Raw genomic sequence first — 11,187 nt, 5'->3', positions numbered from 1 at the left:
AGTCATGATGGGCAAGCAAGTACGAATCGTTCTCGTGGAAGACGACGTGATCCAGCGATCGCTGCTGGCGTCGTGGCTGAAGACCGAGGGCTATCATGTGAGCGCCTTCGGCAACGGTCTCGATGCGCGAAACTACTTGTCGGATCACTGGGCCGACCTGATGATTTTCGACTGGGATCTGCCCGGCATCGGCGGCGACAGGCTGTTGACGTGGGTCCGTGGACGGGCGAGCCCGTCGGTGCCGGTGATTTTCCAGACGATCCATTCGAATGAAGAGGATATCGTCCGGATTCTCGACACCGGCGCCGACGATTTCCTCGTCAAGCCGTTCGACCGACGGGTGCTGCTCGCGCGGATCCGTGCGCTCCTGCGCCGTTCTCGCGCGTCGGCCAATGAAAGCAGGCAGATGATCGTCGGGCGACATTTGCTCGACCGCACGAACCTCAGCATCGTCGCGGACGGCATCGCGCACGCGCTCGGCACCAAGGAATTCGAACTGCTGTGGCACCTGGCATCGCATCTGGGAACCGCCGTCCAGCGGCAGGATCTGCATTCGGTGGTGTGGGGCTGGGACGGCGGGGCCACGAGCCGGTCGGTCGACATGTATGTCAGCCGGCTGCGTGCGAGCCTGCGATCGATCGGTATGGAATGGTCGATCCAGTCGGTCTACGCGAAAGGTTATCGGCTCCATGTGAGCGAATGCCGGCAGGATGTCGCCGACGAGCTCACCGACGAGAGCGTCTAGGCAAGCGCGGCCGAACGCATCGGCCGCAAGCACGGTTCGGAAAACGGAAGTCGAGGCAATGCCGGCACGCCGCGGCGCCGGCATCGCCTGCCTGCCGTCACGCGACAGCGAGCGGCAACGTCACGCGCGCTTCGAGGCCGCCGGTGCTGCGATTGTTCAGCTGCAGCTCGCCCTGCATCGCTTGCGTGAGCCGCCGTGCGATCGCGAGCCCCAATCCGGATCCCGGCGCACGCGCCGCTGTCTGCGGCGCCCGATACCACGGCGTGAATACCGCTTCCATCTCCGCCGGCACGATGCCCGGCCCCGAATCCACCACCGCAAGTATCACGCGCCGGGCATCGACGCGAACGCACAGGCGGACATCGCGACCGTAACGCAGCGCGTTGTCGATCAGATTGACGAGCACGCGCCGCAGTGCATGCGGAAACGTCACGAGCGGACAGTCCAGCCGTCCGTCCAGCACGACGGCCAGCCCCGCGTCGCGGTAGTTGTCGACCAGCGAGCCGAGCAACTCATCCACGTCGACGCTGCGCGGCGGCTCCGCCACGCTGCACTGAAGCCGTGCGCAGGCAAGGCTCGCATCGATCAGTTCTCCCATCTCGGCAAGGTCGCGCTCCATCGCTTCGCGCAACGCGCGATCTTCCAGCATGCCGCTACGCAGCATCACGCGCGTCAGCGGCGTGCGCAGATCATGCGCATAAGCCGCGAGCACATGCAGCAGTTCCGTTACGCGATCCGCATGCTGGTGATGCGCGCCGTTGATCGCGGCGGCCAGTCGCGCGATCGACGGCGTGCCGCGCTCGACCAGCGAACGAGGCAGTTCTTCCAGCCCATGGTCCTCGAGTGCCGCGGCGAGTTGCCGGATTGCCGCGTCCAGTCGCAGCGCACGCAGCCACAGCACCGCCGCCACCAGCGCGAGCATCGCGCACGTCAGGCTCGCCATCAGAAGATCGCGGTCGACGGCGGGAAGCAATGCATTCGCGAGCAGATCGCGAGCGTCGTACAGCGCCGCCGCGACGAACAGCACGCCAGCGACGACGAACAGTCGGGCCGGACACGCGACGAGACCACGTGCATGCTCGCGACATGCGCGGCTGAAGGTGCGTATGGAGCGCATGAGCCGAGCCTCGAACCAGGCTCCGGGCGATAAGGTAGGAATGTTGGCCATCTTCGTTCTCCTGTCGCCGTCGCGGCGGACGGTACAGGGAAGATGAAAACATGCGTGCAGGGGTTCGCACCATCAAACAAGCGGCCATCTACCCCCTACGAAGGTTTAGGTCGCCGTTGCGGTGCAGGCCGGCAATCAGCCGTATCCGAGCGCACGCGCGAGCCAGCCTTCGAGCTCATGTGCGTCGATCGGTTTCTCGAGGAGACACAGCGCGGTGCTGGCCCGCGCTCGCTCGGTCGTGCGGACGCTGACGAACGCCGTGACCAGCACGGTCGGAATGCGCAGGCCGCGTGCTTCCATCCGGGCCAGCACTTCGAGGCCATCCATCTCGGGCATCTGGAGGTCGCAGATCAGGCAACCCGTGCGCGACACCACGTCGGACGCCAGGAATGCCGGCCCCGACGCGAATTCGCGCGCCTCTCCGCCCAGCGAACGCACGAAACTTCCCGCGGCGGCGCGCACGAAGGGATCGTCGTCGACAATGGACACGAGATCGGAGGCTGTGAGTGAAAAAGGCATCCCTGCTTAATGACGAGGGGGACGGACCGGGCCCGTCCCGAGCACTGTTACCCAAGTTGCCAGCATACCGTCACGCCGCGGCATCGTCATCATACCTACGTATGGGTAGGCTCGGCGTGCATGCATGGGCCGGTCGATGAAGGATCCGGGTAAACGAGCGGCGCGCGCGCCTTTTGGAAGCGGCGCGCGCGATGCACGGCGCCGATGATTGTCCGCGCCCGCCCCGCCGCTAGCGCGACGGCACGTTGATGCCGAGCGCAGTCATCTTGCGCACGAGTTCGGCCACCGAGCGGCACTTCATTTTTCGCATCGCCTGGCTGCGATGAATCTTGGCCGTGATCTCGGCGATGCCCATGTTGCCCGCGACCTGCTTGTTCATCAGGCCCGTCGCGACGTGTTGGAGCACCTCGCATTCGCGCGGTGTGAGCGATTCCCAACACGCGCGCAGATCGAGCAGCGAGTGATCGTCCTGCAGCCGTTTCGCATCGCGCTCGAGCGCCGCGATCACCGCATCGATCATGTCCTGGTCGCGAAACGGTTTCGTCAGGAAATCCATCGCGCCGGCTTTCATCGCCTTCACCGTCATCGCGATATCGCCGTGCGCGGTGATGAAGATGATCGGCATCTGCGGCCCGCCGCTCTCGGCCAGCGACGTCTGAAACGCGATGCCGCTCTGCCCGCGCAGCCTCACGTCCAGCACGAGGCACGACGGCCCCGCGCCCTTCGGTGCCGCGAGAAACTCTTCCGTCGACGCAAAGGCGCGAACCTCCAGGTCGATCGATCGCAGCAGGCTGATCAGCGCGGCACGCACGAATTCGTCGTCGTCGACGACGTAGACGGTGCGGCTGTTCCGATCAGGTGTCGCGTGGGGCATTCTGGTTTCCGGCATCGATATTCGTTGATGAATTTTCAGGAGTCACCGCTCAGCGGCTCAAACACAACAACGCGAAGAACCTGTCCGCCACCTGCGCGCTGCGCGCCGCGCATCGCGCCGACGGACGACACATCATGGATCGACCCGCGGCAGCATCACGGTGGCGCGCGTACCGGCACCTTCTCGCGGCGACAGCGTCAACGTGCCGCCGTGAGCGTCCACGATCGAATGCGAAATGGCGAGGCCCATGCCCATCCCGTTCTCCTTGGTCGTGAAAAGCGGTTCGAGCAGCCGGTCCGCGATATCGGGTGCAATGCCGCTGCCCGAATCCTCCACGCTCACGCACACGCTGTCAACGCCATACGCTTCGCACGCAAGCGAAAGACGACGCGCCGTCTCGAGCTCGGCCATCGATTCGGCGCCGTTCGTCAGCAGGTTGATCACGACCTGCTGGAGCTGGATACGGTCGCCGTATACGTAGACGGGGCCCTCGTGACTGCGCAGCTCCAGCACCACGTCCAGCGTGTCGAGCTGCCGCGCGACGAGCGCCGCGGCCTCGCGCACGGCCTCGGCGAGGTCGACCGTCGCAAACTGCGGCGCGGCCTTGCGTGCCTTCGCGCGGAGCGCCTGGATGATGCTCTTGGCCCGCGCCGCGCTCCGGTTGATGTGCTCGAGCATTGCCCGCGCTTCGCCGAGGTCGGGCGGTTCCCGGTTCAGCCAGCGCAACCCGGCGCTCGCCGACGTGTCGACGGCGGCGATCGGCTGTCCGATCTCGTGGACGATCGACGCGACGAGCTCGCCCATCGCGGTCAGCCGGCTGGCGCGCTCGAGGCCGGCCAGTGCGGCACGCAACTGTTCCTCGGCATGCGCGCGCTGGCGGTTCTGCTCGAGCAGCTCCTCGTAGAGCCGCGCATTCTCGAGCGCAAAAGCGGCCTGCGACGCGATCACCTCCACCAGCGCGGCCTTGGCCGCGGTAAACATCCGCGCCGCCAGATTGTTTTCCATATACAGCACGCCGACGAGCGTCGCATAACGCATCAGCGGCACGCACATCACCGAACGCGGGCGTCGACGGCGAACGTAGGCATCCTGACCATGAACCGGCGACTCCGATGCATCGTCGATCACCACGCCTTCCTGCGTTCGCGCGACCGCCTGCAGGACCGAGACGGGCAGCACGCTCGCCGTCAACGACACGGCCTCCTGCGTCACGACGATCGTGCCGTCGATCACGTCCGCGCGCGCCGGTACATGCCAGACACCCTCGCGCAGCACCGCGAGCGCGCCATGCTCGGCGCCGGCGCTTTCGAGCGTCGTGCGCAACAGCGTTTCCACGAGACGCGCCGGCACGATGTCGCTCGCCAGCGCGTTCGACACGCGCAGCACCGCGTTCACGTCCAGTGCGTGCATCCGGCTCCCGACCGGATTGGCGGCTCCGGCATCGAATACATCGGGATGCGCGGCCTGCAACTCGCGCACCTTCGCGAGCGCCCCCCAACGCTGCCATGCGCTCAGCGCGTGGCGCAAATACGCGTGCGCGGCAATCGTGTCGCGACCGGCATGGAATCGCGCCGCATACTCGGCGGCCAGCGCCTCGACCTGCGTAAAGCCATGCCTGCCCGCGTGCACCACGGCGCGCGCATAGGCTTCCGCCGCGTCCAGCTGCAGCCCGTTCACGCGCGCGTGCTCGGCGCGCACCAGCTCGCGTCGCGCGACGAAGTTCTCCGGGCATGCGCGCGCCCAGACGTCGAGCTGCTCGACATGGCGCTGCAGCGCAGCCTCGTCGGACGCATCGCGGCCGGGCAGCGCAAGTAGCGCGAGCGCGCCGTAGAACGGCAGATCGGCCCGCTCGGCAAACGAACGCGCCGCATGCTCGCAAGCTTCGGCGTGGCGACGCGCGTCGAGCGCGTCCGGAAGATCGCCGAACAACAGTGCAGCTTGCAGCCTGTAGACCCAATACGCGAGATCGACCAGGGTCGGCGGCCGGCCCTCAGGCGGGGCCAACAGGTCGCGATCGTCGCTCTCGCCTTCCTGTAATTGCTTCAGCAGCATCTGCTGCGCGAGCAGCGCATCGATCACGAGCTGGAAATTCGCATCGCGCGCGATCGCGAGCCCGTGCGTCACCGTATCGCGCACGTCACCGAGAAATTCGCCGGCGAACAGCATGCCGGTCGCCTCGTTGCGCTTGCAATAGAGCGCGAACGTATGATCGCAGCACTCGACCGTGATCTCGAATGCCCGCGAGATATACGCGCGGGCCGAGCGCGCCGGCAACACCCACGGCACCACGATCGTGCCGTGCGCCATGTATACGCGGCCGCGATACCGATCGAGCCCGCGCTCGTCGACCAGATGCAGCGCGAGCTCGCCGAATGCCAGCGACGCGGCGTAATCGCCGTAACGTACGCCGAAGATCTGGTTCATGCAGACGTAGACGTCGGCCGATGCATCGGAATGGCCGTGCTCGATCGCCAGATTCACCGCGCGCAGCAGAATCATGTCGACCAAATCCTGGTCGGAATAGAGTGCCGGCGGGATCAGGTCGGCAAAGATGTCGACGATCGCGCGCTGCAGCGGATCGGCGATGATCGGCAGGTCGCGCAGCGCGTCGATCCCGTTGCGATCCAGCCAGCCGCGCAGGCGCAGGTATTCGCGATGCACGTCCGCGCTGTCCGGATGGGGCGGGATATCGATGCCGGCGCGCTTCAGGAACGCAAGGCCGACACCGAGCGCGAGATCGAAGCGGCCCAGCGCCGTGTACAACGCCGCGCGCAGGCGCGTGAGATCCGCGCCGAACGTGCCGTCGCCGGCTACGCGCTCCAGCTCGGCGAGGCGCGCTTCGGCCGCTTCGAGCGCACCGGTCATGAACTCGGCCTCGCCGCACAGCATGCGCGCATCGAGCCCGTCGTCGCTGGTGTCCCGTTCGCCGAGGAAATCGACCGCCGCGCGAAAGAAGCCGAGCGCGGAATGATGTGCGGTGGCGGCCCGCGCTTGCCGTCCGGCCTCCAGGTTCACGCGCGCGAACGCGCGGCGCTGCGCGGGTGTCGCGGCCATCGTGCCGGCGAGGTTCGCCTGCGCGGCCAGCACGAACGTGTCGGCGCAGGCCTCGCCGGCCGCCAGCAAACGGCACGCGATCGCATGATGCAGCGGCGCGCGCTCGTCCTCCGGAATCGACACATACGCGGCCTCGCGAATGCGATCGTGCCAGAACGTCCAGTCGTCGCCGTCGCGCTGGACACTGCCGGCATCGAGCGCCGCCTGCAGCCCGTCGATCGCATCGGGCTCGCTCAGGCCGGCCGCCGTGGCCAGCAGGCGCGTCGATGCACGCTGGCCGATGCAGGCCAGCAGACGCAGCATGAATCGTGCGGCGTCCGGCAGCAGCTCGAACTGCCGCGCCAGCATCATCGCGACATCATCGCCGCCGCGATGCGCGGCGATGCGCGCCATGTTCCAGCGCCACAGGCCGGCGCCCGCGTCGTAATCGAGCATGCCTTCGTCGGCCAGCAGGCGCAGCAGATGATGCACGAAGAACGGATTGCGGCCGGTTCTCTGCCCGATCAGGTCGGACAACGGCCGCAGCGCATCGGTGTCCTGATGCAGCGCATGGGCGATCAGCTCGGTCGTCGCGCGCTCGTTCAGCGGCCCGAGCTCCACCGTCAATGCATCGGGAACATCGGCCAGCGGGCCGGCCCGCAACGGGTGACCCGCATCGATCTCATTGCCGCGATAGGCGCCGACGAGCAACAACGCAGTGTCGCTGTGTTGCTGCACCAGCCGCTCCAGCACTTGTATCGTGCCCGCATCGGCCCATTGCAGATCGTCGAGCAACAGCGCGAGCGGACGCTCCGGCGTCGCGAAACACGCGATCAACCGGGCGATCGCTTGCAGCACGCGCTCGCGCTCCAGCCCGGGCGACAGTTCGGATTGCTCCGGCGGCCCCGCTTGCGGGCCCAGCACCGCCGAGAGCGCCGGCAGGAATCGCGCGAGCGTGCGTCCGACGGGCGCCACGGCCGTTCCGATTCGCGCGCGCCACCTGTCGAATTCGTCGTCCGCGCAACCCAGCACGAATTGCAGCAGCGGCGCCACCGCCTCGGCAAGCATCGCATACGGCGTGCCGCGGCGCCCTTCCTCGCCCTTGCTGGTGGCCACGAGCAGCGCGCCGTCGTGCCGGATGCGCGCGACGGCCTCCAGCAGCAGCGTCGACTTGCCGATGCCCGAGTAGCCGGAAACCCATGCGACGCGCATCTCGCCACCGGCGGCGACGGCACGGTACTGCGCGCGCAACGCATCGATCTCCGGTTCGCGGCCCACCACGTGATCGGCGTGCTGCAGACGCTGCAGCGCCGCATGAACATCGAGCGCGAACATCGGAATGCGACCGTCGCGGCGCAGGCACTGCTCGCATCGCTGCAGGTCGGCGACGAGCCCCGCGGCTGTGCGGTAACGCTGCTCCGGCGCCTTTTCGAGCAACTTCACGACGATCCGCGAAATCTGCTCGGGTACATGGGGAACGAGTTCGTGAGGGGCGCGCGCCGAATGCGTGGCATGCGCGTGCACGAGCCCGGCCGCATCGGTCGCATCGAACGGCGGCGCACCGGTCAACTGCTCGTAGAGAATGCAGCCGAGCGAATAAAGATCGGCGCGCGCGTCGACACGCAGGTTCATGCGCGCGCCGAGTTCGGGCGCCGTATAGACGAAATCCGTGTCGTCCCACTCGAGAGCGGTGTCGCGCAACGGGTCGGTCGCATCGGGGCCGATCGCATGGCCGAAGCCCGTCACGAACGCACGATCGTCGTCATCCACGAGGAAGCGATGCGGCGCAAGCGCGCGATGCACGATACCGGCCGCATGCATCTCGCCCAGCGCGGTCGCGAGCGCAATCGCGCGCCGCAGAAACGCGGACAAACGGTGCTGCGGGACAGCTTCAACGGCGAGCGGCATGCCGCCCGGATCGGCCAGGACGAGCACGGCGCCGCCACCGTGCGACACGATGGCTTGCGGCACGGCGGACCAGCGTTCGTGCAGCGCCGAGCGCAACACATATTCGCGTTGCAGCGCCGCGACCGCGGACGGCGCCGCCGCGCCGCGCCCGGCGACCAGAACCGGCGGCGCATGGTCGTCGATCGCGCGGTGCAGCCGTGGCGGGCCGGAGCTCAATTCGATAAAGCGGCGTGTCGACAGTTCGATCATGCGAATGCAGTAAGGAAACGGTGGCGTTCATCAGCTCGAACGCCGCTGGCACGGCGGCGTGGAGCACGGCATGCGACACCCGTGCCACCGGCCACGTGTTGCGGCGGAATGCCGGGTTGTATCCGTTCGTTCGAACCCGCGGTCGTGACGCAGGCCGCGGGGCGCACTCGATGTCGCTCGTGCGGTGTCGCACCTCACCGGCCGCCTCGCCTTATTCCAGGTACCCGTGATAACACGCGAACCCGCCGATTATTCCAGCCCGATATCGTCAATGCAACAACGCGCGCCGGCGAATGCCTGCGCGTTGTCGAAGCGCATTCGCGTCGCGTCATGATCGGCGCTTTCGTATCCGGATGTATCGCGTGTCCGCGTCGATACATGACATTGCAAAACGCCGCGCCGCGGACACATGCGGGATACCTTCGCGGCGCTCAATACAGATGCGGCGGATTCTGACGACATTCGCGACGCGGCCGGTGCATCCGGCTCCCGCGCTCGCCAGATACCGTGCATACCATTCGATCGACTCACCTTCCGGATTCCGACATGAAGACCTCAAGGATCACCTTCGCGCTCGTCGCGTTTGCTACCGCAGCCAGCGCCCATGCAGCGGCCCCCGTCGATTCGTTGACGGCGGATCAAGATGCCGTCGCCACGACCCAACGGGCACCGGCCATCGCGATGCCGACGGGAAAGACACGTACCGAAGTGCGTCAGGAGCTCGCTCGCGCGCGCCAGAGCGGCGAGCTCGACGCGCTCAGGAAACTCTATTCCGGTCATTGAAGCACCGACGTTTTCCGGAGGTCCGGCACGGGCAGGCGCAATGCTCGCCGGCTCGTGCGCGTGCTTCATCGGCCTGCCGCGCATCCGCGTGCGGGCGAAGCCACGAAGATGCCGGGATTCCTCGGCACCGCTCGTGCGGCCGACGCGTCGCGCGACGTGCAGCGGGAGACGGGACATCGCGTCCACGTCGCGCGCCTGCCGGTGCGAACCGGCCGCGACACGATCGCCGGCGCGGAGGATCGCATCGGAATAAACGATTGCCATCGCGTGTTCAGTGTTAGCAGTCGCGCCCGCTTCCGCGCACGTACCCGCAACCGGTGCCCGTCACGGGCAATCTCATTCCCCGCCGCCAATATCGAAGATGTCATCGCTGTCCAGAATGCTGCTCGTCTATGACGGATCCCACGAAGCCAACGCCGCGCTCGCACGATGTGCGTCGCTGTCCCGCGCATTGTCGGCCACGGTCGACGTCGTCGCCATCGTCGACAATGTCACCGCCAACGCACGGTCGGCCGGACTGCTCAGCGAGCTCGCCCATCAGCGGCTGGCGGAATCCGCCCATCGCGATCTTCAACGAGCGATCGACAACCTGATGGACCACGGCATCGCCGCGCGCGGCCATGTCCGCTTCGGACGCGCGGCCGATGCCATCGCCGCGCATGCGTCGACAGCCTGCGTGGACATGATCGTCGTCGGATATCGCGCGCCCACCGGGTTCGCTCGCTGGTGGCGCGAGTCTCCCGTTCACTTCGATCTGGCCGAGCGCGTTCCGGGTGCGGCGCTTGTCGTCGTCACGGTCGCGTCGACCTAGCGCCGCAGCGCATCGATACGCGCGGACGACGCGCGATCGCGTTCGTCCGCGGTTCGCCGCCCCGCCTAATTCGCGTCGACCGCATCGATGCACGGCTGAACGGTCGCGGCAAGAATCATCCGCTGCCGGTTGCCGGGCAGACAGACATCGCTCCCGCGCGGACGGAACACCGGATCGCCGCGTTGGATCGCGCGCCCCGTCAGTGCACAGATCGACGGCACGCGCGCGCGGCTCCTGCACCAGATTTGCTCCGCATACCGCCCTGAACAGGAGTCGCTCCACGAAACAGTGATCATGGACAACGACAGGCGCTCCATCACGGCTATCCTGGTAGGCGGCTCGCTGCGCGCACGCGCATCGTCCTCGTTCCATTGACGCAGCCCGACGCGTCGCGCCTTGTATCGCGTGCGCTGCGCTCGCAAGCACACGCTGCGCTGTTCCTGCGACGGATCCAGGACATTGATCAACGTGCGAGCCACGATGTCCGCTTCATGCAGCATCCCCATCACCACTTCTCCCAATCAATCGGATCGATCATGTGAAAGCGGACGCACGAATCACCGACACCCTGTCATTCGGCCCCGCGATGCGCGCGCCCTCGCTCAGGCGCCGCCTTTCTCACGCAGCATCAGTTCGCTTTTCACCGACTTGACGCCGCGGATCTTCCGGGCCGACTCGACCGCGAGATGATCTTCGTCTTCGGTTTGCACCTGGCCGGCCAGCGTCACCTGTCCGGTCGCGGCATTGGCGAAAACCGTGATCGCTTGCCCTTGCAGCCCCTTCGTCCGCGACAGCGTCCTCTGAATCGACCGCGAGAACGTGCGGTTGGCCGCACGCGTGGCCTTCTTCGTCTGGGCGGATGTCGGGGTGGACGTCACCGCGGCATCCGTGCTCGCCGCATTGGCACTTTCGTCGGCAAATGCCTGCAGTTGCAGGCCGGCGAGCAGGACGGCCGCCAGGCCGCCATTCAGGATGACTTGTCGAATTTTCATGATGGGTTCCTTGGGTTGCTGGTATCGAATGGCACGCAGGTTCCGGCCACATCGCGAAGCCGACTCGACCACCTGTCGCCCGAGTCGTCACCGATGCGATTCGTG

The 11,187-nt window shown here is 66.9% G+C and carries 10 protein-coding genes; 4 read left to right on the top strand and 6 right to left on the bottom strand.

Annotation, left to right across the window (positions count from 1 at the left end; translation table 11 throughout):
• Positions 1–7: 7 nt before the first annotated feature.
• Entirely contained in the window at positions 8–745 is a 738-nt protein-coding gene (locus DIE06_RS21685) for a response regulator transcription factor (RefSeq protein ID WP_124663179.1), read from the top strand.
• Positions 746–842: 97 nt separating this feature from the next.
• On the opposite strand, the gene DIE06_RS21680 is transcribed toward DIE06_RS21685, so the two are convergent.
• The 4 genes from DIE06_RS21680 to DIE06_RS21665 form a co-directional block, all read right to left on the bottom strand.
• Positions 843–1,913 (bottom strand): sensor histidine kinase KdpD, encoded by a 1,071-nt coding sequence (locus tag DIE06_RS21680; protein ID WP_124663100.1) that lies wholly within the window; start codon positions 1,911–1,913, stop codon positions 843–845.
• A 135-nt stretch (positions 1,914–2,048) separates the two neighbouring features.
• Positions 2,049–2,432: a response regulator transcription factor gene (locus DIE06_RS21675; protein ID WP_124663099.1), complete on the bottom strand. Its 384-nt coding sequence runs from the start codon at positions 2,430–2,432 to the stop codon at positions 2,049–2,051.
• Positions 2,433–2,661: 229 nt separating this feature from the next.
• On the bottom strand, positions 2,662–3,306 hold the full coding sequence (locus DIE06_RS21670) for a response regulator transcription factor (RefSeq protein WP_012372787.1): 645 nt from the start codon (positions 3,304–3,306) through the stop codon (positions 2,662–2,664).
• Positions 3,307–3,438: 132 nt separating this feature from the next.
• A complete protein-coding gene (locus DIE06_RS21665) occupies positions 3,439–8,496 on the bottom strand; it encodes a trifunctional serine/threonine-protein kinase/ATP-binding protein/sensor histidine kinase (protein WP_124663098.1) in 5,058 nt (1,685 codons plus the stop codon).
• 546 nt (positions 8,497–9,042) lie between these two features.
• On the opposite strand from DIE06_RS21665, the gene DIE06_RS39575 reads away from it, so the two are divergent.
• From DIE06_RS39575 to DIE06_RS21655, 3 genes are all read left to right on the top strand, one after another.
• On the top strand, positions 9,043–9,279 hold the full coding sequence (locus DIE06_RS39575; RefSeq protein ID WP_124663097.1) for a DUF4148 domain-containing protein: 237 nt from the start codon (positions 9,043–9,045) through the stop codon (positions 9,277–9,279).
• 108 nt (positions 9,280–9,387) lie between these two features.
• The gene (locus DIE06_RS39570; RefSeq protein ID WP_409364509.1) at positions 9,388–9,675 is read left to right on the top strand and encodes a hypothetical protein; all 288 of its coding nucleotides are present in this window, start codon (positions 9,388–9,390) and stop codon (positions 9,673–9,675) included.
• Entirely contained in the window at positions 9,659–10,090 is a 432-nt protein-coding gene (locus DIE06_RS21655; protein WP_124663096.1) for a universal stress protein, read from the top strand. The genes DIE06_RS39570 and DIE06_RS21655 overlap by 17 nt, the downstream gene beginning before the upstream one ends.
• A 65-nt stretch (positions 10,091–10,155) precedes the next feature.
• On the opposite strand, the gene DIE06_RS21650 is transcribed toward DIE06_RS21655, so the two are convergent.
• Both DIE06_RS21650 and DIE06_RS21645 read right to left on the bottom strand, forming a co-directional pair.
• A complete protein-coding gene (locus DIE06_RS21650) occupies positions 10,156–10,596 on the bottom strand; it encodes a DUF3331 domain-containing protein (protein ID WP_124663095.1) in 441 nt (146 codons plus the stop codon).
• Positions 10,597–10,692: 96 nt separating this feature from the next.
• Complete coding sequence (locus DIE06_RS21645; RefSeq protein WP_124663094.1) at positions 10,693–11,082, bottom strand: BON domain-containing protein; 390 nt, start codon at positions 11,080–11,082, stop codon at positions 10,693–10,695.
• Between the last annotated feature and the right edge of the window lie 105 nt (positions 11,083–11,187).

It is taken from the genome of Burkholderia sp. Bp8998, from assembly GCF_003854235.1.
Classification (GTDB): domain Bacteria; phylum Pseudomonadota; class Gammaproteobacteria; order Burkholderiales; family Burkholderiaceae; genus Burkholderia.
The sequence above is the reverse complement of the archived record's forward strand: the minus strand, read 5'-3'. Positions and strand labels throughout refer to the sequence as shown.